At 51.6% G+C, this 22,271-nt stretch carries 17 protein-coding genes; 9 read left to right on the forward strand and 8 right to left on the reverse strand.

The window, feature by feature from the left end; all coding sequences use genetic code 11:
- Nucleotides 1-3 precede the first annotated feature (3 nt).
- From GA520_RS21070 to GA520_RS21100, 7 genes are all read left to right on the forward strand, one after another.
- Nucleotides 4-1,689 carry a GAF domain-containing protein gene (locus tag GA520_RS21070; protein WP_163337554.1) on the forward strand — a complete coding sequence of 562 codons (1,686 nt, stop codon included), beginning with the start codon at nucleotides 4-6 and terminating at the stop codon, nucleotides 1,687-1,689.
- A gap of 4 nt (nucleotides 1,690-1,693) precedes the next feature.
- On the forward strand, nucleotides 1,694-2,158 hold the full coding sequence (locus tag GA520_RS21075; RefSeq protein WP_163337555.1) for a hypothetical protein: 465 nt from the start codon (nucleotides 1,694-1,696) through the stop codon (nucleotides 2,156-2,158).
- A gap of 76 nt (nucleotides 2,159-2,234) precedes the next feature.
- A complete protein-coding gene (locus GA520_RS21080) occupies nucleotides 2,235-3,935 on the forward strand; it encodes a sulfite exporter TauE/SafE family protein (RefSeq protein ID WP_163337556.1) in 1,701 nt (566 codons plus the stop codon).
- Between the two features lie 78 nt (nucleotides 3,936-4,013).
- Nucleotides 4,014-4,631, forward strand: a complete 618-nt coding sequence (locus tag GA520_RS21085; protein WP_163337557.1) for a hypothetical protein — start codon at nucleotides 4,014-4,016, stop codon at nucleotides 4,629-4,631.
- A 24-nt stretch (nucleotides 4,632-4,655) separates the two neighbouring features.
- Complete coding sequence (locus GA520_RS21090) at nucleotides 4,656-7,115, forward strand: PEP/pyruvate-binding domain-containing protein (protein ID WP_163337558.1); 2,460 nt, start codon at nucleotides 4,656-4,658, stop codon at nucleotides 7,113-7,115.
- Between the two features lie 6 nt (nucleotides 7,116-7,121).
- A complete protein-coding gene (locus GA520_RS21095; protein WP_163337559.1) occupies nucleotides 7,122-8,111 on the forward strand; it encodes a dual specificity protein phosphatase family protein in 990 nt (329 codons plus the stop codon).
- Nucleotides 8,112-8,189: 78 nt separating this feature from the next.
- Nucleotides 8,190-9,620 (forward strand): sigma-54 dependent transcriptional regulator, encoded by a 1,431-nt coding sequence (locus GA520_RS21100; RefSeq protein ID WP_163337560.1) that lies wholly within the window; start codon nucleotides 8,190-8,192, stop codon nucleotides 9,618-9,620.
- 66 nt (nucleotides 9,621-9,686) lie between these two features.
- Here the strand turns inward: GA520_RS21100 and GA520_RS21105 are convergent, their stop codons facing one another.
- The 4 genes from GA520_RS21105 to GA520_RS21120 form a co-directional block, all read right to left on the reverse strand.
- Nucleotides 9,687-11,003, reverse strand: coding sequence for a histone deacetylase (locus GA520_RS21105; protein WP_240910115.1), 1,317 nt, complete (start codon nucleotides 11,001-11,003; stop codon nucleotides 9,687-9,689).
- A 10-nt stretch (nucleotides 11,004-11,013) separates the two neighbouring features.
- Nucleotides 11,014-12,660 (reverse strand): hydantoinase/oxoprolinase family protein, encoded by a 1,647-nt coding sequence (locus GA520_RS21110; protein ID WP_163337561.1) that lies wholly within the window; start codon nucleotides 12,658-12,660, stop codon nucleotides 11,014-11,016.
- 109 nt (nucleotides 12,661-12,769) lie between these two features.
- Nucleotides 12,770-13,696 (reverse strand): AEC family transporter, encoded by a 927-nt coding sequence (locus GA520_RS21115; RefSeq protein ID WP_163337562.1) that lies wholly within the window; start codon nucleotides 13,694-13,696, stop codon nucleotides 12,770-12,772.
- 15 nt (nucleotides 13,697-13,711) lie between these two features.
- Nucleotides 13,712-14,407: a DUF554 domain-containing protein gene (locus GA520_RS21120; protein ID WP_163337563.1), complete on the reverse strand. Its 696-nt coding sequence runs from the start codon at nucleotides 14,405-14,407 to the stop codon at nucleotides 13,712-13,714.
- Between the two features lie 280 nt (nucleotides 14,408-14,687).
- Between GA520_RS21120 and GA520_RS21125 the strand changes: the two genes are divergently transcribed.
- Nucleotides 14,688-15,524: a class I SAM-dependent methyltransferase gene (locus GA520_RS21125; protein ID WP_163337564.1), complete on the forward strand. Its 837-nt coding sequence runs from the start codon at nucleotides 14,688-14,690 to the stop codon at nucleotides 15,522-15,524.
- Nucleotides 15,525-15,605: 81 nt separating this feature from the next.
- Here GA520_RS21125 and GA520_RS21130 read toward each other — a convergent pair whose 3' ends face one another.
- Entirely contained in the window at nucleotides 15,606-16,508 is a 903-nt protein-coding gene (locus GA520_RS21130; RefSeq protein WP_163337565.1) for a PfkB family carbohydrate kinase, read from the reverse strand.
- Between the two features lie 125 nt (nucleotides 16,509-16,633).
- Here GA520_RS21130 and GA520_RS21135 point away from each other — a divergent pair, with 125 nt between their 5' ends.
- Complete coding sequence (locus GA520_RS21135; RefSeq protein WP_163337566.1) at nucleotides 16,634-17,314, forward strand: D-lyxose/D-mannose family sugar isomerase; 681 nt, start codon at nucleotides 16,634-16,636, stop codon at nucleotides 17,312-17,314.
- A gap of 306 nt (nucleotides 17,315-17,620) precedes the next feature.
- Here GA520_RS21135 and GA520_RS21140 read toward each other — a convergent pair whose 3' ends face one another.
- The 3 genes from GA520_RS21140 to GA520_RS21150 form a co-directional block, all read right to left on the reverse strand.
- The gene (locus tag GA520_RS21140; protein WP_163337567.1) at nucleotides 17,621-20,089 is read right to left on the reverse strand and encodes a bifunctional aconitate hydratase 2/2-methylisocitrate dehydratase; all 2,469 of its coding nucleotides are present in this window, start codon (nucleotides 20,087-20,089) and stop codon (nucleotides 17,621-17,623) included.
- Between the two features lie 183 nt (nucleotides 20,090-20,272).
- The gene (locus GA520_RS21145) at nucleotides 20,273-21,487 is read right to left on the reverse strand and encodes an NADP-dependent isocitrate dehydrogenase (protein WP_163337568.1); all 1,215 of its coding nucleotides are present in this window, start codon (nucleotides 21,485-21,487) and stop codon (nucleotides 20,273-20,275) included.
- A 267-nt stretch (nucleotides 21,488-21,754) separates the two neighbouring features.
- Nucleotides 21,755-22,249, reverse strand: a complete 495-nt coding sequence (locus tag GA520_RS21150; protein ID WP_163337569.1) for an AbrB family transcriptional regulator — start codon at nucleotides 22,247-22,249, stop codon at nucleotides 21,755-21,757.
- Between the last annotated feature and the right edge of the window lie 22 nt (nucleotides 22,250-22,271).

A 22,271-nucleotide genomic window follows, 5' to 3' on the forward strand; every position in this document is an offset into this window, starting at 1 on the left:
GCGATGACGAACCCGGCCTACGACAGGGAACACGATTACCTGGAGGTATATCAGGAGGTGACCCGGCATATCTCCATGCTCCATGACCCGCAACAGGTCATGGAGCTGGTGGTCAGCCGATTACCTGATCTGCTGGAAGTGGATGCAGCCACCATCCGGCTGCTGGATGACTCCACAAACAGTTTCGTCATCGGGGCCGCTCACGGTCTGTCGGAAGAGTACCTCGCCCGTCAGACCATCGACACCCAAAAGGTCATGGCTGAGCTCAGAAGCGGGCAGCCCATTGCCAGCAGCACGCTCGTCTTCCCCTGCGACATGGACAGCTCCATCTCCGTGAAAAGAGAAGGAATCAAGAGCGCCCTCTCGCTACCCATCCTGTATCGGGAGAAGGTGATCGGGCTCTTGAGACTGCTCACCAGGGTGGAACGGGATTACACCCGGAGTGAGATCTCCTTTGCCATGTCATTGGCAGAACAGGTTGGCATCGCTCTCTCCAACAGCCGTTTATTCCAGGAACAGCAGAACCAGCTCACTTTTTTCAAGGAGCTGCGCACTATCTCCAGGCTGGTCAACTCGACCCTGGATCTGGACCAGATACTCAAATCGATCGTGGACAAGATGCCGCGTATTATGAAGGTCAAGGGATGCACCATCCGCTTGGTGGACCCCGCAACCAACCGACTGGAGCTGGCAGCGGCCTCGGGACTCTCCCGGAACTATCTTTCCCGGGGGTCAATCCGTAAGGAAGATTCGATTTTCACAGCACTCAAGGGCGAACCGGTAGCAATTTACGACGCCACCTCCGACCCGCGCGTGAAGTACCACGCGGAAATTACGGAGGAAGGAATCAAATCTATCCTGGCCATTCCCATCAAGAACGAACTGGAGGTTATCGGGGTGCTGAGATTGCTCTGCGATACCCATCGAACCTTTACCCCCGGTGAAATCAACTTTGCGGTAACCGCCGCCGAAGAGGGGGGCAACGCCATACAAAAAGCCAGGACCTACAGGAAAATCACTCTCCTCTTCAACCAGATTGAAGAGCATGAACGGTTCCTGCAGACCATCATGGATTCACTCTGGCTGAATGTGCTGGTACTGGACCCGAACAAACATGTGGTCATGGCAAACAGGATGTTTCTCGACAATCAGGATCTTTCTGAAACCGACCTGCTCGGTAAAAGCTATGACGCGATATCGCCCTGGCCGGAGTCAACCCGGAACAACGAACCGGTCGACCAGGTATTGAATACGGCCGCCCCGGTAGCCATTCTTGAAAAAATCGAGACAGAGGAAGGCACCAGCTGGTTCGAACGCCATCTCACTCCCATCGTCAGCGATGAAGGAAACATTGAGTTCATTATCGAGGCCGTCCGGGACATCACTGACCAGCGGTTGCTCGAAATGGAGAAAATGGAGAAGATGAAGCTGCAAGGCGTTATTGAAATGGCCGGTACCGCCGCCCACCAGTTGAATTCGCCTCTTTTCGCTGCCCTGGGTACCGCCCAGCTGCTTGCAGATGATCTCACAGATCAGCAGAGCAGAGATGACCTGGACCTGATAATCCGAAATCTCAAACAAATCGCCGAGCTTACCAGGGAAATGACCATCGTAACCGGTTTTGAATCAAGCGAATACGTCGGCGAGACACGGCTGGTAAAAATCAAGACGGCTAACCAAGAGGACTAATCATATGATAACAGACACCTTCAATGCCCTTTACATCGTCGAGAAAATAAAAGGTTTTTTCAAGACTCCGACCGGGGTTTTTCTCTATGCCGTCACGACCAGTGTCGCCGGTGTACTTATCCTCCTCATGTTTCTCTCAACGGTATTAGCCCCATCTACACTGCTTTTTATTTTGCCTGCCATTGTAGCCTTTAACGCAGCCGCAGGCGGGTATGGACTGGCAGATAAAAAGAATTTATTCAGCTACCAGAAAACCGGCCTTTCCGTACTCGCCACATTCGTGGCGCTCACGGGCAGCCTGGCGACTTCCCTGTTCTTTCCGTGGGAACCGTTGCTTGCTGTTGAACGTCTATTCATCTCGATAGCGATGGCACTTTTAGCAGCAGCATTCGGCGCCTGGATCGCCGGAAAAAGCCGCACAATAAACCAACCAGTTTACCAACCAATAACAGGAGAGGAGATTTCGTAACATCCCAGAACCCGTAAGAAAAGCATCTGTAATTCGTGCGCAAACCACAAAAATTGATAACAAGGAGACCAACTGTATGAAAGCTATGCGCATTTCGTTCTTCACCACACTTCTTTTTACCGCCTGTTTCCTGGCCAGCCAGACGCTGGCCCTGGCTGAAACAAAAGTAACGACTGACGGTGCCGCAGGTGATACCGTCACCATCGAAGGCACCATCGAGCCCGGCCAGGAGTTGTACCTCGCCATCGCACAGCAGGACATGTTCAAACCTGCAGACGCAACCATGCCTCATGAGAAGAAAAGGTTTGCCAAAGAATCCAAAAAACAGGGTTTCGGCATGGATACTGCCATTCCGCCGCTGTACTACATGCTGACCAGCAACCCGGCCGCTTTTGGCAAGGTCGGTGACACCAAATTCGGTGGCCCCAGCATTATTTTCGATAAAGGCCAGGGACTCTACTCAACCACCAGGTATTCGCTGAATAAAGATTTCGATGCCATTGACACGGCGGCGAAACAAGGCCTTGGCCCCATCTCCAGCGCAGAGCAGTGGAAATTCCTTAAGTGGGCAAACGAAAACAGTTACGGTATCAATACTATCGTCAAAGAAGGCAGCAGGGTTGGTAAGATCGTTATCTTTTCCCGTACCGTTCTCGGCGACGCTTCCAGCGGCAATTACTGGGATGAAGGAACCAAGATCAACCTGGACAAGGAAACCGGAAAATTCACTGCGACCTTTGCTTCTTTCCGCCATACTCCGCCTGAAACCTCTTTTGATGTCTATATCAATGGTGCCAAAGAAACATCGTACACCATCGCAGGAAACGGATTCTGGTTGAAAAAAGGGTATCGATACATGAACCCTCTCTGGATCGTCATCGGTGCTATCCTCGTCGGAACCTACTTTTCCATGATCGGTGCCGCCGGTGGTATGCTGATGGCAGCTTTCCAGGTCCTCGTTGTCAACACCATGGGTCCTGTAGGTGTTAACGCAGCGAACGTTCTCAAGCCTTCCAACATGGCCCTGACCCTGTTCTCCCCACTCGGTTCTTTTTACCGGTTCGCGGTTGTTGAGCGCCGCGTCGCCTGGCCGGTAGGTATTTCTTTCGGTGTCGGTATTTTTATCGGTTCCATCTGGCTCGGTAAATACGTTTCCGCCATGTTGCCCATGAAGGCCTACAAAGAGTGGCTTGCCGTCCTCGTTGTTATCATGGGAATCAAAACCCTGATGGAAATGACCCCGAAAGCGATGAACAAGCGGAAAAACATCAAAGCCATGACCCAGAAGTTCAACGCCGCGGTCAAAAAAGCCAAGGAAACCGGCGAAGCCATGGAGATGGGTTCCATTGAGCCAGTGAAAACAGGGCTTACCGATTACCGGTTCAAGTTCTGGGGTGAGGAGTTCAGGATCAACCCACTCCTTTTTGCGTTCCTGGGTATTTTGATCGGTATCGTCTCCCGCTCTTTCGGTATCGGCGGCGGCTTTCTGCTGGTTCCGGCCATGACCACCCTCGGCGCCCTGCCGATGTACGTAGCCGTTCCCATCTCCCTGATCGGAACCTGCTTCTCCAGTATCGGTTCCTTCCTTGGATATGTTATGATAGGTTACTGGCCAGACTGGGTTCTCGCCGGTGCGATCATCATCGGTGGTTTTGCCGGTGGTATGCTTGGCAGCCGGGCCCAGAAACTGTTCAGTGAGATGCAGCTGAAGGTGGTCCTGGCGATCACCCTGTTCTTCCTGTTCTTCCGTTTCTTCAAGATTGAAATCTGGATCTGATAACAAACGGAAACACTCGTGTGAGCGTCGGGATTTATCCCCGACGCTCACCTAAAATGATCACAACGAGCAAACGCAATGGACGCATTTCTTGATCGAGCGTGGGAACACATCGCAGCCGGACTCAGTTTTCTGGGAGAGAGTTTTTACGCTCTTCTCCAGAACTTTCATTTCCTCGGCCCGGCCTTACTCATTACCTTGTTGGCTCTGGGCACAGTTGCGGTCACCAAAGTACTGAGTAAACTTATTATTACCAGACGTTACCTGGAACTGGAGAAGGAATATCAACACTGGTTCCAGCTCCGCCAGGAAGCAATGACGTGTGAGGACAGGGAGAAAGGCAGGAGAATGGCCAGGAATATTGATCAGGCCCAACTCAACCGTGCCTACTATGATTACTTTTTTGAGGGCTTCCTGCTCAATATCGTCAGAAGAATTATTCCGATATTTTTTATGTTCGGCTTTATAAATGAATTCTATAAGGCTGAAAACATGGTGGCTGTTTTTGGCCGGGAATATGTCATGCAACTCCCTACCACCAGTGGCGAGCCATTGCTGGCCGGTGCTGTCTTCTGGTACATATTGTCTTTACTGGGCTGCTACCTCGGTTGGGCTATCGTCGGCAGAGCTTTACGGAAGGGTACCGGACTGAACTCACCTACAATGACCAGAATCGAGAAACAGCCTCAAAACTGACCTGTTACCCCAGGAACCTGCAAAATGGCCATCAACTCGCTGGTGAAGCACTGGAGTTACCGCATTATTGCCCCCGGCACCCTTTTACGGGAACAGTATGAGTCATTACGGTCATTGCTGCATTATGATGTCCTCTGCCACGAGCAGATGGCTCAACTGCAGGCTTTGACCACCACCGGAAAAGTTAAAGATTTTGCCGGAGTCCGTAAGGATTTCGCCGATTTCTCAGCCAATGTAGCGGGCATGGTAGATGCCCTCCAGGCAATGGTTCCCGGGAAATACAGCCCGCTTACGAGTTACCACAAAAAATTTGATTTCTACTGCCGCTTTCTGCTGGCTCCCCCTAAGACAGACTTTCAACCCCCGTATACCATCCCGCTGCAGGATATCAGCAGAGAGACCAGAAACTGCGGCAACAAGGCCCGACAACTCGCATGTCTCAACAACGATCTCGATATTTCTGTTCCACCCGGTTTCGCCATTACGGCCGACGGCTACCATTACCTGGTGGCCCACAACAACCTGCGTGACAAAATCGACCGGGAACTGGCCACTCTCGATATCATGGACCTGGTGTCCCTGACCGGAACCTCCACTATCCTGAAGCAGCTGATCAGAGAGGCGGTAATACCACCTGAACTGGCGAACGAAATTCTGTCTTCTCACGATACCCTATTTGGTTCCGGCAATGCGACCAGGCTCGCCGTACGAAGTAATGCGACATGTGAAGATGGCGAGAATTCCTTTGCCGGTCAGTTCATTACCAAGCTCAATGTAAAACGGGACCGGATTCTTGAAGCGTACAAGAAGGTACTCGCTTCCAAGTACTCGCCGGAGGCCCTGTTCTATCGCATCCGGCAAGGCTGGGGAGATGAAGAAACTGCCATGTCCGTCTTGATCCTGGAGATGGTCCCTGCCTGCTGGAGCGGTGTCATCTACACTGCTGACACCCAGGTCGACAAAAATTCTGAACCGTTAATGCAAATCCATGCGGTCAACGGCCTGGGAGAAAAGCTCGTCTCCGGCGCGGCCAAACCGGAAACATATACCGCTACGCGTAAGCCCCCCTATACCATACTCTCCGGCCCATTTGACCAGCTCTCCCCCAAACAGGAGACAGTGCACGACCTGGCCAGTTATGCCATGCGCCTGGAGCGCTATTTTGGTTACCCCCTTGATATTGAATGGGCCGTAGGGCCGGACGACAAGGCCTTCATCCTCCAGGCCAGACCACTCCACCTGGAACTGGAGAAAACAGAACGAACCGCTGTTATCTTCGATAATCCGGTCCTATGTACAGAGGGGGTGCAGGGTAGTGCAGGCGCAGGATCCGGCCCCATTTTCCGACTCGATGAGGATGTCAGACTCGACGCTATCCCTGCAGGATCAATCCTGTTAACCCGCAACACTCCACCCTCATATGTACAGGTGATGGATAAGCTCAGCGGTGTGATCAGTGAGAGCGGCAGCAGGGCCAGTCATTTTGCCACCGTTGCCCGGGAATTCGGCATCCCTTTTATATGTGGTGTACCAGAGGCCATGGAGCTGTTCTCACACGGGATGGTTGTCACTGTAGACAGTACCAATGGTGTCGTTTATGAAGGTCGGGTCGAGCCACTCCTTGAAAAATCTTCCTCCTACCCGGGTGGTGAAAAGTATCACCGCATCCTCACCGAAGCGCTCAAATTCATAACGCCCCTTGAGCTGATCGATCCGGCTGGCGACAATTTTATACCGGAAGGATGCCGGTCCATGCACGATATCATTCGCTTCTGTCACGAGAATGCCCTGCTCTCTCTTTTCACATCGGGCAGGCCTGGTAGCGGTCGTGGTTCACGGAGGCTTGAGGCAAATATTCCACTCGACGTGTACCTGTTCGATGTGGGAGGGGGCATTTCAGAAAACAGTGGTCAGGATTCGAAAGTACCGCTCACCAGGATCAGCTCGCCTCCTTTTCAGTCTTTATGGCGCGGCCTGAGCCACCCGGATGTGGCCTGGAAACAAAAACCATTCGACTGGGCAGCGTATGATAAAATCGAGCTTGCCGGCGGCGTGCCTCCCAAAAAGGACAGTTTTTCTTTTGCCAGTTATGCGGTTATCGGGGCAGAATACCTCCATTTTCACCTGCGGTTTGGCTACCATTTCACTATTGTCGATGTGATGTGCGGCCCCAATGAGGCAGAGAATCACTGCCTGCTTCGATTTGCCGGTGGCGGGGCCGATTTTGACCAGCGCTCTCTCCGGATCGATTTCCTCGAACAGGTCCTGGCACGCCTGGGCTTTAGCGTGGAGACGAAAGGCGACCTTCTTGAGGCCAAAATGCTTGCAGTAAGCCGAACCGTCATGGATAATAAACTCGACATACTGGGGCGGCTGCTCGGAGCAACCAAGCTTATGGACATGGTTCTTGATGACCAGCAGAAGGTCGCAGCTTGTGTCGACGATTTCTTTCGTGGACGGTACTCTTTTTCCGAACAAGGGTGACCAATCATGGGCAGTACACCTCATTTCTCCGATTACCCGATCACCTGGATAACTCCTTACATCGCCACTGGACGAGCCCCAAAATCCTATGACGACCTGGACATTCTCCGGGACTGCGGGATTGATGCCATCCTCAACCTCTGCGGCGAATTCAGCGACCTCCATGAGTTGGAGGAAGGAGCTGGATTCGAGGTATTCTGGCTGCCAACCGCCGACGAAACCGCCCCTTCCATGCCCGAGATGGAAAAAGGACTCGCCTGGTTGGACGAAGCAGTTTATCTCGGTAAAAAGGTGCTGGTTCACTGTCATTACGGTATCGGCAGAACGGGTACATTTATCACCGCGTACCTGCTGCGCAGGGGATTCAACCTGAAAAAGGCAGGCAAAGTACTGAAACAAACTCAATCCCCTGCCAGCCCTTCCAATTTTTCACAGTGGTGGTTGCTCCGGAAGTTTGGCCGCAAAGAGGGCCAGCTCACCCACCATGAACCTGACCCCCAGAACAGACGACACAACGAGCTCGTCCCTTTCTTCACCCGATATGAACTGTTGCTCGACGCCCTGGATCGCGCCACACCGATCATGCCTGAGCACAGACCGGGGCAGCAGAAAAGTTGTGAAGGAGTCAAGGTTACGATCCATCTCATAGAGGCTTTGTACCTGCACACAAAGGCCAATATCGTCCTGCCTGCAGCTCAACGGGCCCAACTCATTGAGCAGGCAAATGACGATAACACCTCCTGCTCCCTTTTCCTTGGAATCGAAAGCCCGCTCTACCCGTTTCGGCCGGCAGGGTGCAGAATGCGTGAAACCACCTTTGCCCCGGAGTTTGCCAACCGCATCGAAAAAGAGCTTGCACAACTTTCCAGAGAGGTGTTTGCTGCGGTATTCAGTGTACGGACGGATGTGCCTCCTCCCCCGGTCGAGGTCAAAGACGTGATATCCGGCAGGTTTATCCAAACATATTTTCAGTTGCTGGCACTTAATAAAGCGTAAAACATCTCTGTTGGATACCTCGCAAAAGCAGGGAAAATACGACGTGTAGCACTACCCAGGAAATCGACCCGACAATTCATGAACCCCTCTCTTCAAGACATAAACAGTTCCCGGAAACGAGTGCTGATTGTTGACGATGAGCCAGACATGCTCAACATGCTCCGGCTGGTTTTTGAAAAGAAACTTGATTGTGACGTGCGCACAGCTCGATCCGGCCTGATTGCCCTCCAGCAGTTAAAAGAGAATCGGCTGGATGTCGTCGTAACCGACATTAAAATGCCGGACCTCGACGGTCTGCAATTACTGACTAAAATACGCGATCACGACACGACCATCTCCATTGTCATCATGACAGGATATGGAACCATCGACATGGCTGTACAGGCCTTGAAAGACGGAGCCTATGATTTTCTGCAAAAACCTTTTGACCAGGACCATATTGTTCGGGTTGTCAAGAACTGCCTTGAACGAACCAGCCTTCTCCGCATCAATGAGAAGTTACAGCAACAACTCGAGACCCTCTCGGCCCCGGAAGGGTTTATAGGTCAATCACCGGCACTTACCAAAACCCTTGATCTCATCGCCCGGGTCGCAGACACTGACGCCACGGTTCTTATTCGGGGAGAAAGCGGTACCGGCAAGGAACTCGCCGCCCGAGCCCTGCACAACCTGAGCAACAGAAAACAACAGCGGATGGTAACCGTGAACTGTCCCGCACTGCCTGAGCATATCCTGGAAAGTGAGCTGTTTGGATATTCCAGGGGAGCCTTCACCGGGGCCATGCAGGAAAAGACGGGACTTTTTCTTGAAGCGGACGGTTCAACCATTGTCCTTGATGAAATAGCTGACATTCCCGTTTCGGTCCAGACCAAGTTGCTGCGTGTCCTTCAGGAAAAAGAGATCCAACCTCTCGGCCAGAATCGTACCTTCAAGGTGGATGTCCGTGTCGTTGCTTCCACCAATCAGGACCTGGAAGCAAAAATCAAGGCCGGGGAATTCAGGGAGGACCTGTTTTACAGACTTAACGTCGTAACGATCAACATGCCGGCTCTGGAAGAGATGAAGGAAGACATCCCGCTCCTCATTCACCATTATCTTTCGGTTTTCAAGGAGCGTTATAAAAGAGAACAGCTTGATCTCAGCCCGGAGATTATGCAGCATCTCTGTTCCAGGAAGTGGCCGGGTAATGTCCGTGAGCTCAGAAATATCATTAAACGACTGGTGCTTCTTTCAACCAATGCTACAGTACAGCTTTCTGACCTCGAGGGAAGACCGGCAAAACAGGAAAGCACCCAACCCCAAACCAATTTCAGTGACTTGTACAACCTCCCATACAATGACGCCAAAACGATGGTTCTGAAAAATTTTTCTGTGGAATATCTGTGTAACGTCCTGCAACAGCATAATGGCAATGTCACGAACGCTGCCGCAGCCTGCGGCATGGAGCGCCAGGGTTTACAGAGACTGATGCGTCGCTACAATCTTGCCTCTGCGGACTTCAAACAGTAACCTCTCTTATGACCGTCTTTCTCTTGACCTGCCGCTCTACCTCTCTATGGTGAAGGCGATTAACACTTATTTCACTTCATAAACATCCTCAATACGGTCCTGAAGAACTGTTGTCCACCTCAGGCTCTTTTCCGAAGCCTGGAATTCATCCTTGGCCTTCGTATGGCATTTGGGGCAACTGTTAAACGGGACCGTAAATGCGCGAACCCGGTTGTTGAGCCCTTTGGCGGTCAGTTCCGCATATCCCGGGCATTCAGGACAGCCATGATAAATTCGCGCTTCCTCGACTACAAAACCGGTAGTATCGTAAAAGATACTGCGCTGTGAGGCCCGAACCGGTTTATCCGCCATCTCCCGGCGCAGGTGTTCCCTGTTGTGATAGAGGTCGAGTGCCTGGAAACAGACATTCTCGATATGGTCGTTCATATCACGGGATTGCAGAAAATTCTTCGGGTCGTAATCGGGCTCCTTCACATTGGATGTATCGAGGCCCGCCATGGCCAGGATAATACCGAGATTGGTGTAGGGAAGTGCTCCCTCGATTGAATACCCGCCTTCCAGCACGCTGATGTCGGGGTTCAGCATCCTGTTGAGACGGGCGTATCCCTGGGCGGTAAAATTCATATTGGTGATCGGGTCGGTGTAGTGGTTATCCTGCCCCGCTGAATTGATGATCAACTCCGGTTGGAAATCATCAATGATCGGCATAACCACCCGCTCCATCACCATGTCGAATCCTTCCTCTGATGTACCAGGAGGCAGCGGCAGGTTGATGGTGTATCCCGGTGCGGAAGGTCCGCCCGATTCCTGGATAAAACCGCTGCCCGGATACAGCGTGCGGCCGTCCTGATGAATGGAGATAAACAGGGTATCCGGATCATTATAGAAAATATCCTGCGTACCGTCGCCGTGATGACAATCGCTATCGATAATGGCAATTTTGCGGATACCGTAATGGCGGCGGATATATTCCACCATAACCGCTTCGATATTGACAATGCAAAAACCGCGGTCCCCGAATACCGTCTGCATGGCGTGATGCCCCGGGGGCCGAACCACGGCGAACGATTTATCCACCTCCTTCTCCAGCACCGCCCGGGCGGCACGGATGGCCCCGCCAGCTGAGATCAGGTGCGATTCCGTGAGTAACTTTTGCGAGGAAGGGACACACAAATGCACCCGGTCGATATCATGGTATTCGGCAAGCTCAGGATTAAAGAAAACGATATTCCCAACATCCTCCAGTCCTTCCTCAATCAGTTGGTCTTTGGTGTAAAGCAGCCGTTCCTCACGCTCTGGGTGGCTTGGACTGATGCACCAGTCAAAAGCGGGAAAAAGCACCAGACCGGTCCTGTTGGGCGCCGTAGGCATGTATTGTGTCATTGCTCTCACCTTAGAGTTGTTCCAGGCCGGGCTGCACCTGTGCTTTCAAGGACATAATCTTACCGGATGTTGAAAAACCGCGAACCGTGTTCATCTCCTGCACTTCGAGAAAATCGATATTGAGCACAGTGCCAAGGCCCGTCTCTCCCGCCATGGCAGCAACCGCCTCCCTGAGTTTTTCCTTGGCATCCTGCATGGTGAAACCTCGCGAAATAACTTCCTGGCAGCCGGTCTCCGGGATACTGAGTGTACCGTCGGCGGTATCTGCATAAAGGGTCGCCTGCATGGTTGGACGGGTACGTGCCGCACCGATGGCATTTGCAACCTCAAAGTGCTCGGGTATCGTGCAGGGGAGACCAAATTGATCAGCCAGGTTTTTCCGCATGGCCAGGGCGGGCCCCCCCACCGCAATGATCCTGCTCGGTTCAATCCGTTTCCTGCCGAGAAGGGCTGCCACCGTAAAAACCGGACGGCTGAACACATCTTCAATCATCATCTCAACGGCCTGTTGGATCTTCCCGACAAATTCAGCCATTATCTGTTCGGCAGTGATGGCGGCATCCTGATCAGGGGCAAGCTGTTTCATGGCTTCTTCCGCCTTTACGGCCGAACCAGCCTCCAGGGTCCCGAGAACAACCATGGCGTCGGTGGGGGTCGGAGTGGTTCCACCCAGGCACATGGGAGTTCCCAGTCTGTCCGGGCCGATGGAAAAACCGTCCTCACTGTTTCTCACGGCAGAATCGCCGCCAAGACCCACGCTTTTGGTATTCAACGCCCTGATGAGTGTGGGGCGCCCGGTAACGGTTACCCCATATGGTTCAAGTAGCGGCACACCCTCTGCAAGAATGGCGATATCCGTGGTTGTACCGCCAATATCGAGCAGTATGGCGTCATCTTTGCCTTTTTCCAGGGCAAGACAGCCCATGACACTGGCTGAAGGGCCTGACAATACAGTTTCACAAGGGACCGAAGAGGCCGCCCCAAACGGCATGGTTCCGCCATCTGCCTTCAAGATGGAACAGGGGGCGTCGATCCCCAGGTCTTTTAATCCCCTGGAAATCGCTTCCCTGAACTCAACAAACCTCGACTTAAGCGCAGCGTTCAACCAGGTGGTATAGACTCGGCGGGGAAAGTTGGGCAGACCGGAAATCCGGTGCCCCAGGGAGACATGGGCAAACCTGTTTTCCAACCGATCGCGAACCATGACCTCATGGCAATTATTGCGTTGTGAAAACTTGGTGACAATACCAATGCTTTTTATGCTTCGCTTCTTGAACCGTTCAACCGCTTCGCTGATTTGGCTCTCATCCGGGTCTTTCAGGCGGTGACCACGATGATCCACCGCTCCGTCAAGGAAAGCGACATGCTCTCCGCAATCCAGGAAGTCCGGATTCATGCCCGGCCCGGACTGGATAAACATGCCGACGGTATCAAGCGTATTGTTGATGACGCTGTTGGTGCAGAGTGTCGTACTCAGGTGTATACGGGAGAGAGGTTGCCCCGACTCCGGGACAAGGGTTTTCAGGAGGATGAGAATGGACTCGCTCAGGTTGGCCTGATCGACCGGAACCTTATTCTTGACAAGTATCCGTTCACCGTCGAGGAGCACACCGTCAGCATGGGTGCCACCCACATCTATACCGATAATAAGCGCCATATTCACCTCTCCCCGGAAAATAGTAGTATAATTCTGTCAGGATACTACACCCCCATATGTCTGCAAAACATTATTCTCACGTCAATGGTAAAAAACATTGACCGGAAGGCTATATCAGTTCGTAAAGGGCCAGCATCAGGGGAATGGAAAAGACAGAGATCACCGTTGAAAGCAGCACTGCAAAAGCCGCCTTTTCAGGTCGCGCCTTGAGCAGCACAGCCAGGGTAACGGTATTACCGGCAAGCGGTACGATGGCAAAAAGAAACATCACCCTGTACAGATCCTCATTCAGCAAGAATGTTACTGACCTATCGAAGAAAATCAGGCCCAGGATGGCCAGCGGCCAGAAAACGAACTTCGCCCCCAGGGAAATAGCCAGGAACTTTCCGTCGACACCTTCACTTCGACGCCACCCCTCAAATCCCATACCGAGTACCATCATCCCGAGGATGGAAAAGGCAACCTTGAACTGCCCGAAATAGACATCGAGCATCTCCGGCAACCGTATCCCGGCTATATTCAGGACAATTGCCAGAACGAAGGCATAGAGGGCTGGTAACCGGAGCACCTTTCGAAACGACTCGGCCCCGGTAAAGACGCCCTTCGCGGTCACGAAATACCCAGTTGTTGCCTCATAGAAAAATGCACCGAGAACTGCAAAAATAAAGATATCAGCAAGTTCCGGATCAAACAGTATCAACGCCAGGACAATCCCGAAATATCCCGTATTGCCCGTTCCCGCTGTGAAGGCAAGGATATTACCGGTGGAATCGGACCACTGTTTGCCAAAAAGGTGCAAGGTTATAAAGGCGATAGCCGAGCTGAACAGATAAAAGAAAACAGGGAGAAACAACACACCGGGGTTCACCTCCACCGCCATGGTGGCACTGAAAATAACCACCGGCCCGATGATATAAAAAAGGATAGCAGCAATAGCGCTCTTATCCACCTTAAGAAAACGGACAGAGAGATAACCAAGCAGGATATTGATATAGAGGGGCAGGATCTTGCCCAGCAGAATAAAAAACAGGCTCACAATGTTGTACCTTCTCTAGCCGAATAATTGCTGCAGACAATAGTACAGCAACGGCAGGAAAATTGCGGGTATCAAGTTGCCGACCCGGATATTCGTAACTTTTAGCATATTGGTGCCGATAACCACAATCAAGAGTCCTCCGACGGAGGTCATCTGGCTGATGGTCTCAGGAACCAGATAGCTTTTCATGACCATGGCAGTCATGGTAATCAGGCCCTGATAGAGGAAAACGGCCACGCTGGAAAACATCACACCTACCCCCATGGCGGAGGCAAAAACAATGGAGATCACTCCATCCAGTACCGATTTAGCCAGAAGTGTCTGGTGATTGCCGGTCAACCCGCTCTCAAGAGAGCCGACAATGGCCATGGACCCCACACAGAAGACCAGGCTTGCGGTCACGAATCCCCGTCCGAAAGAACTCGTATCGCTTGAAACCTTTGCCATCTTCTGTTCCAGGAAACGGCCCAGGTCTTCCAGCCGTTTTTCAATCGCCAGTGCCTCACCCATAATTGCCCCGAGTACCATCGAGAAGATGACGATCATCATCTTATCCGTTACCAGGGCACTCTTTACCCCGATTAAGATAACGGACAGACTGACCGCGCTCAGGATTATCTCTTTGTATTTCTCTGGAATTCCCTTACTCAGCAGCAGACCGACCATGCTGCCGCATATTATGGCGATTGAATTGACGATTGTTCCAAACATGTGTTCCTTCCTGATAGTTAATTGAGCAGCAATCCACCATATAGTACTTGACCCAAAACGCAAACAAGTATATCTATAGCGCCCATGAAAACCCTATAGTCCTCATATATCCCCGTTTGACACAACAACTTCGGGCTGAAACTGCACCAGGCATACCTCCGGCAGGATGGTGTACTGGATGCGTGCGCCCTTATTTTGCTTGGGACCCCTTCCGAATAACTGAAGCATTATCGTGTATTCCCAGGCCGTCTCAGCATATTGATACAACAAAGAGGTTTTCATGAAATTGAGCGATTATATAAAAACTGCAACTCGTCCAGAAGTCTATACACCCGGCACGGCAACCATGTGGGATGACGATCACATCTCCCGCCAGCTGCTGGCAGTGCACCTCAACCCCGAACTTGATCTTGCCAGCAGGACACCCGCCGCTATCGAATTAACCATCAAGTGGGTTCTGGAACAAGTTCCCGGTAGCGGGATGAACATCCTCGATATGGGATGTGGACCCGGTCTATATACTGAACGACTCGCCCGCAAGGGCCATAGGGTCACTGGAATGGATATTTCTGCAAACTCCATCAAATATGCCAGGGAATCAGCTGCGAAGAATGGCTTGGACATCCGCTACATCAATCAGGACTACCAGGAGTTGGCAGAACAGGAACAGTTTGACCTGATCCTGATGATATTCACTGACTTCGGGGTCCTGCCACCTGAAATGAGGAGTCAGGTTCTTGGTAATATTTATAAGGCCCTCAAACCTGGAGGTATCTTTATTTTTGACGTACTCAACAATCGATACCCACTGGCCGAGACAGGTCCCCGGGAATGGGAGGTCAGCCCCGGCGGATTCTGGAAACCCACTCCCCACCTGGTACTTCAGGAGAAGCACCATTACCCTGACCAGCAGGTCACTCTCAGTCAGCATATTGTGGCGGATGAAGAAGGCGAGGTGGAAATCTACCGGTTCTGGACCCATGCATTCGACCATGGCCGGATCAGTAACATCCTGGCAGATGCAGGTTTCGGAGATGTGGCATGTTGTGACAACATCCTGCCGGACACCACCTTTTGCCTGTCGAATCATATTACCTTCTGCATGGCGGTAAAATAGTTCTTCCCTCCGCCACCATCAGGAGGGGCCAGACTTCAGGTTTGCCCCCTCCTGCTCTGCCAGCAGATAACGTCTTTATGTCTAATTTCGGTTTATAAGCAGGTGATCCGGAAGAGGTGGCATGGCCCCCTGGCAGGAACAGACATAGGAGGCGACACGATTGGCATGTTCATTAATGTCGTCTATTGAATAGCCTTTCAGCAGACCAAGTACCGTAACGGCGGTGAAGGAATCACCGGCCCCGATGGTATCAACCACCTTTGAGGAATATCCGCCATGCTCGGATACCTCATCCTTGGAAACCAACAGACTGCCCTTCTCCCCCCTCGTTAAAACGCCGAGGCGGAGGGCAAATCGCTCGACCAGCAAACGCATCCGGGCTTCCTGGTCGCCACGGAGATCGAACATCTCCGCAAGTACTATGATTTCATCATCATTAAGCTTTAGCACATCCGCCAGTTGCAGGGAGGTGCGAATGATCTCTTCTGTATAAAAATTCTGCCTGATGTTGAGATCAAAAACTTTCAAAGAATCACCGGGCAAGTTACCAACATAATCCTGGATGACCCTTTGCGATACCTGTGAACGCTGCCCGAGGCTGCCAAAACAAACCGCATTCAGTTTTCCCGCAAGTGTTCGTGTTTTATCAGCTATCTGCAATCTGTCCCAGGCAACATCATCGGGGAATTCATAGGAGGCAACTCCTGCCTCATCCACACTCGCCAGTACATAGCCTGTGGTTGCTCCCGGTAATTCCGTGATATGTTCTGTCGAAACCTGACGTTTCTTTAATTCCTCGATAGCTGCCTTACCTCTTCGGTCATCACCGATACAGGAAATGGCGTATGCCTCCGCGCCGAGGGCTCCGGCATGATAGGCAAAATTTACAGGTGCCCCGCCGAGCTCCTCGGACTGCTCAAGAACATCCCAAAGCACCTCACCGATACCGGCAATTATAGGTTTCCCCGATCTGTTGTCGCTCATAATACCTCCTCTTTACCCAGTAAACAATTGGCCTTACTCCCCTCTTTGCTTTTTGAGTGGAATGACTATAATGGCTAGTGCTAACTCATGATACACACCATAACAAACATACAACTCAATTTCCCATGAAACGATCTGAGATCAATAATTATATCATCGAAGCTAAACAACTATTCGATTCAATTTCCTTCAAACTGCCACCTTTCGGTTTCTGGACCCCTGAAGAATGGGCCGATAAGGGGGGTGAAGCAAACGAAATACGAGACAATCAACTCGGCTGGGACCTCACGGATTATGGTGAAGGTGATTACAGAAATATGGGTTTACTGCTCTTCACTATCCGCAATGGTAATTATAACCGGCGAAAAGAGTATCCCAAGGGATACGCCGAGAAAATAATGATCGTGAAAGAAGAGCAGGTCTGCCCCATGCATTTCCATTGGAAGAAGCGGGAGGACATTATTAACCGGGGTGGTGGTAACCTGGTGATCGAGTTGTATAAGGCCAATGAAAAAGAAGAACTCTCAGACGAGATTTTTACCGTCAATACCGACGGCGTTACCCACACATGTGAACCGGGGGAAAAGATCATCCTCACACCCGGCGAATCCATCTGCCTCGAACCCTACATGTACCACAGGTTTTATGGTGAGAAAGCGAAAGGGACGGTTATTGTCGGTGAGGTGTCAGATGTCAATGATGATGATAATGACAATCGTTTTCTGAACCCATTAAAACGCTTTCCTGCCATTGATGAAGATGAACCGGCGATTCATTTACTTTGTAATGAATATCCACCTGCATAATAATAGAGATCCTGGTTTTCATCTGAAAACCGGGATCTCTTAATGATCTGCCAGAACACCGTACTTCCAAAAATGAACCCTGTATTTTTATATAACTTTATGTAACAACTCTAGAACAATGCGACACCGAATCCCTGAGCAGCCGGGTATTAACCAACTAAACGCATGGTGATATTTGAGCACATCGATACCCAGAAGCATCCGCGATAAGAAGGAGTCGTTTAATCAGGGGTGGTGGAAAAAAAGGAAAGACGATATTCCACCAACATCAGAGGAGTGACAGAGATGCCACCCCTCTGATTGGCTTTACATCAAACCACGTTCTTTCAAAAAACCGAAATACTCTTCCGCTGAGGGGAGCACACCCTTGAGGGCGGTAATAACCGTAAGCGGGGTAGAGGCGAGGTAAACCTGACTGCCATCACCGAGTCTGTTATCGAAGTTTCGGGTGGAAGTGGAAACAACCGTTGCACCGGGGCGCACTCGTGCCTGGTTGCCCATACACAGACTGCATCCCGGGACTTCAACCCGGCCGCCGCAACCGGCGAAAACGCTCAGGCCACCCTCGGCCTTGATAGCGTCCCGATCAAGCTTGGTAGCCGGAGCCAGCCAGAGGCGACTTTCGGCATAACCACTGCCTTCGATCAGTTTTGAGGCCACCCGCAAATGATCAAGATGGGTCATGCAGGAACCGACAAAGGCCTCGTCGATCTTTACTCCGGCAACCTCGCTAAGCAATTTCACATCATCGGGATCGTTAGGGCAGGCAAGGATCGGTTCGGTGATGGTATCAAGATCTACCTCGACAATTTCTGCAAATTCTGCATTGTCATCACGGCTCAGGAGTTCCGGCTTTGCAAGCCATCTCTTCAGTGCTTCAATCCTTCGCTCCAGCGCGTCCTTGCTTTGGTAGCCATCCTTCACCAGGTCTTCGAGGACAGCAACATTCTCTTTCACCTTCTCGACAACCTTTTCAAGTGACAGCTTAACTGTACAGGCCGCAGCACTTCTCTCCGCTGACGCATCACTTAGCTCAAACGCCTCGTCCACGGTAAGATCGTCCACACCTTCTATCTCAACAATCGTTCCGGCAAAGACATTTTTCTTACTGCTCTTCTCGACAGTCAGCAGTCCCTGCTGAATAGCCGCATAGGGGATGGCGTTGACCATATCACGTACTGTAATACCCGGCTTTCTGGTACCCGTAAACCGTACCAGCACCGATTCCGGCATATCCAGGGGCATAAATCCAAGAGCACCGGCAAAGGCGACAAGCCCAGAGCCGGCAGGAAAAGAAATACCAAGCGGGAAACGTGTATGGGAATCGCCACCGGTTCCGACAGTGTCCGGAACCAGCATTTTATTGAGCCAGGAATGAATAACACCGTCCCCAGGTTTCAAGGCAACGCCCCCGCAATCGACACTTGTCTCGGTCATGGTTTTCCAGCGTCCCAGATCAGATGCCTTGGGGTACGCTGCAGTATGACAGAACGACTGCATGAAAAGATCGGCCTTAAAGCGCAGGCAGGCGAGTTCCGCGATCTCCTGCATGGTCATGGGACCGGTAGTGTCCTGTGACCCCACGGTGGTCATCTTCGGCTCGCAGACGGTTCCGGGCAAAACGCCCTCTACTCCGCAGGCCTTGCCAAGCATTTTCTGGGCCAGGGTGTAGCCTTGACCATCCTTTGATGTCGGATTCTCTACATCCTGGAAAACAGCGGGCTCTTCTTTGCCCAGGGTCTCACAGGCAGCCCGTGTCAGCTGACGACCAATAATAAGGTTAAGCCGCCCTCCGGCCCGGTACTCATCAAGCAGTGTCACAGGAGGATCCCGCAGTTCAATGTCCGCACCGGCAGAATCTTTCAGCGACCATTGGTGCAGGTTAAGGGTTACTGTACTCCCGGTTTTGATGGTTGTCAGGTCTCCCTGGATCGGCAAGACACCCGCATCCCGAGCCGTCGCCAGAAAGATCGGGGCAATTATCGCCCCGAGGACAACCCCGCCTGTTCGTTTATTCGGTACATACGGGATATCTTCACCAATGTGCCAGACAACAGAGTTAATAGCGGATTTTCGGGATGAACCGGTACCCACCACATCACCGGCAAAGGCGATCTTCTTCCCCTGAGCCCGAAAATCAGCGATTGTATCAATCCCGTCCGGAAAACGTGTCTTCCCAAAAAACGTTGCATGCAAAGGGATATCGGCCCGTGACTGGGCCTGGTTTCCCGGTGAAAAATCATCGGTATTAATCTCACCATCCACCTTGTAAACCGTTAATTCCATGGTCTCAGGAACTTCCGGAGAATTCAGGAACCACTCAGCAGCGGCCCATGATTCCAGGACTTCTTTAGCATAGGGGTTACTCTCGGCTAGTTTTGCTACAGCCTCAAACCCGTCGTAGATCTTAATAAGCTGTTTGAGCACCGTCGCCGCCGCTGCCGCACATTTGTCCACTTGCAGCAACTCAATGAGAGCCGAGACATTATAACCGCCACCCATCTGCCCCAGGATCTCCACCGCTTTCTCAGGCGCTACATCTTTTGCCGCAACCTCGCCCAGTGCAACCTTCTTCAGCCAGGCGGCCTTTACCGCTGCCGATTTGGACACACCCGGTTCAATCTGCTCAATCAACATATCGAGCAGCAACACACTCTCCCCGGAGCCATTCTCAAGCATTCGGGTCACACCCTCTGTCTGTTCCGGGGTCAGGGGCAAAGGTGGCAGCCCCTGCTCCAGTCGCTGTTGTTTCTCGTTTTTATATGATTCAAGCATGTTGTTCCTCGTCACAATCAGTTATTAAAAAAGCACAGGACCATCATGTCATATGGCCCTGTGCTCTATAATGCATTCCAATTCAGCTCTTTGCCGTAGCCGGGGTGCCGGGATCGGACCTGCCCGGGTCAGGCTTAAGCCTGACCCCATAGACCCATCGTATCGAGCTGAAAATATTTGTTATTATGCCATGGCCTTCTGCAGATTTTCATCCAGCTTGGCCAAAAACTCCTGGGTCGTCAGGAACCCCTGATCGCTACCGACCAGCAGGGCCAGATCCTTGGTCATAAAACCGGCCTCAACAGTCTCGACACACACCTTCTCCAGTGTCTCGGCAAACTTGACAACCTCAGGGGTCTCATCAAACTTGCCACGATAAGCAAGTCCACGCGTCCAGGCAAAGATGGAGGCAATCGGGTTGGTTGAAGTGGCATTACCTTTCTGGTGCTCGCGATAGTGACGGGTTACGGTACCATGCGCCGCCTCTGCCTCAATGGTTTTGCCATCTTCTGTCATCAGCACGGAGGTCATAAGACCAAGTGAACCAAAGCCCTGAGCCACGGTATCGGACTGAACATCACCATCATAGTTTTTACAGGCCCAGACAAAGCCGCCTTCCCATTTCAGCGCCGCCGCAACCATATCGTCAATCAGACGATGCTCGTAGGTGATGCCCGCTTCCTTAAACTTATCGGCAAATTCATTCTCAAATACATCCTGGAAAATATCCTTGAACCTGCCGTCATATTTCTTCATGATAGTGTTCTTGGTAGACAGATAAACAGGCCAGCCAAGATTTAAGCCGTAATTCATACAGGAGCGGGCGAATCCTCGGATGGATGCATCCAGGTTATACATACCCATGGCGCAGCCGGAATCCGGAAAATCAAACACTTCATATTCTACAGCTTCGCCGCCATCTGCGGGCTCAAATTTCATAGTCAGCTTACCGGGTCCCGGTACCAGGAAGTCGGTGGCGCGATACTGATCCCCAAAAGCATGACGACCGATAACGATCGGCTTTTTCCAGCCAGGCACAAGGCGTGGGATATTGTTGCAGATAATGGGCTGCCGGAAAACAGTACCGCCGATAATGTTACGGATGGTTCCGTTCGGGGACTTCCACATCTGTTTGAGACTGAACTCCTCGACCCTCGCCTCGTCCGGTGTGATGGTGGCGCATTTTACCCCAACCCCGTATTTCTTGATGGCATTTGCCGCATCAACGGTTATCTGGTCGTCGGTTTCGTCACGTTTCTCCATGCCGAGATCATAATATTTCAGATCGACATCGAGATACGGCAAAATCAATTTCTCTTTGATGAAGTCCCAGATAATCCGGGTCATCTCATCACCATCCAGCTCCACTATCGGGTTTACAACCTTTATCTTGCTCATTTTCGTTTCCTCAACTTTTGTTAAATCTTCTGTACTGATACCACACTTATACTGGCCTCCGGATACAGATACGAACTGTATTGCCGGAAGCCTCTGTTCTATAAGATATTATAATTTCTGCAGAACCATCTCAGGCCGAAAAGAAGGCTGGTATCAGCCTATTGGGTTACCATCTACAAAGTGGGGGCACGTTATTAATAACCTGACCGGCCGAATAATGAAAGAAAAACCGTTACAAACAGCCCCTGGCCACGACTTGCGCCCTGATCATTTAAAATGAAGATATACACGAACCAATAGTGGCACCACCAGGAAGAGAGTGAAAACGCGCACCATATGCAGGAACGCAACCAGAGGTGGATTATGCCCCTCGGTTTTTGCCAGGATCGCCATACCACTCATCCCCCCCGGTGAAAACCCGAACAGGGCTGTCCCAAAATCGACCAGCCCCAGCCGACTTGCTATAAAGGCCATACAAACAGCTACAACCAGCAGAATCAATGTACTGGCAATCGCAATGGGCAACACTTTCGGGCCCATGGAGAGAAACGTTCGGTCAAAAGTCATCCCGAGCAGGGTACCGAGAATAATCTGGGCCGCTGTCGCCACTCTGGGAGCCAGGTAGACGCCATCCGGAAAGGCCAGGGTCATGGCCCCCGACCCGAGCATGGCCCCGATGACAGCACCACCGGGAACATTGAATCTCTCACTCACCATGGCACCGAGGATTCCCGCGACGATAACCAACAAATATTTTTCCATGTTCTCCCTTATACCCAAATAG

This window comes from Desulfopila sp. IMCC35008, from assembly GCF_010646885.2.
Classification (GTDB): domain Bacteria; phylum Desulfobacterota; class Desulfobulbia; order Desulfobulbales; family Desulfocapsaceae; genus Desulfopila.

Excerpts from the sequence above, each read along its gene's own strand:
- GA520_RS21110 (WP_163337561.1), bottom strand. The coding sequence starts at position 12,660 with ATGGCGCTTATTATCGGTATAGATGTGGGTGGCACCCATGCTGACGGT.
- GA520_RS21095 (WP_163337559.1), top strand. The coding sequence starts at position 7,122 with ATGGGCAGTACACCTCATTTCTCCGATTACCCGATCACCTGGATAACT.
- GA520_RS21080 (WP_163337556.1), top strand. The coding sequence starts at position 2,235 with ATGAAAGCTATGCGCATTTCGTTCTTCACCACACTTCTTTTTACCGCC.
- GA520_RS21135 (WP_163337566.1), top strand. The coding sequence starts at position 16,634 with ATGAAACGATCTGAGATCAATAATTATATCATCGAAGCTAAACAACTA.
- GA520_RS21120 (WP_163337563.1), bottom strand. The coding sequence starts at position 14,407 with ATGTTTGGAACAATCGTCAATTCAATCGCCATAATATGCGGCAGCATG.
- GA520_RS21090 (WP_163337558.1), top strand. The coding sequence starts at position 4,656 with ATGGCCATCAACTCGCTGGTGAAGCACTGGAGTTACCGCATTATTGCC.
- GA520_RS21130 (WP_163337565.1), bottom strand. The coding sequence starts at position 16,508 with ATGAGCGACAACAGATCGGGGAAACCTATAATTGCCGGTATCGGTGAG.
- GA520_RS21070 (WP_163337554.1), top strand. The coding sequence starts at position 4 with ATGACGAACCCGGCCTACGACAGGGAACACGATTACCTGGAGGTATAT.
- GA520_RS21140 (WP_163337567.1), bottom strand. The coding sequence starts at position 20,089 with ATGCTTGAATCATATAAAAACGAGAAACAACAGCGACTGGAGCAGGGG.
- GA520_RS21105 (WP_240910115.1), bottom strand. The coding sequence starts at position 11,003 with ATGACACAATACATGCCTACGGCGCCCAACAGGACCGGTCTGGTGCTT.
- GA520_RS21075 (WP_163337555.1), top strand. The coding sequence starts at position 1,694 with ATGATAACAGACACCTTCAATGCCCTTTACATCGTCGAGAAAATAAAA.
- GA520_RS21085 (WP_163337557.1), top strand. The coding sequence starts at position 4,014 with ATGGACGCATTTCTTGATCGAGCGTGGGAACACATCGCAGCCGGACTC.
- GA520_RS21145 (WP_163337568.1), bottom strand. The coding sequence starts at position 21,487 with ATGAGCAAGATAAAGGTTGTAAACCCGATAGTGGAGCTGGATGGTGAT.
- GA520_RS21125 (WP_163337564.1), top strand. The coding sequence starts at position 14,688 with ATGAAATTGAGCGATTATATAAAAACTGCAACTCGTCCAGAAGTCTAT.
- GA520_RS21150 (WP_163337569.1), bottom strand. The coding sequence starts at position 22,249 with ATGGAAAAATATTTGTTGGTTATCGTCGCGGGAATCCTCGGTGCCATG.
- GA520_RS21100 (WP_163337560.1), top strand. The coding sequence starts at position 8,190 with ATGAACCCCTCTCTTCAAGACATAAACAGTTCCCGGAAACGAGTGCTG.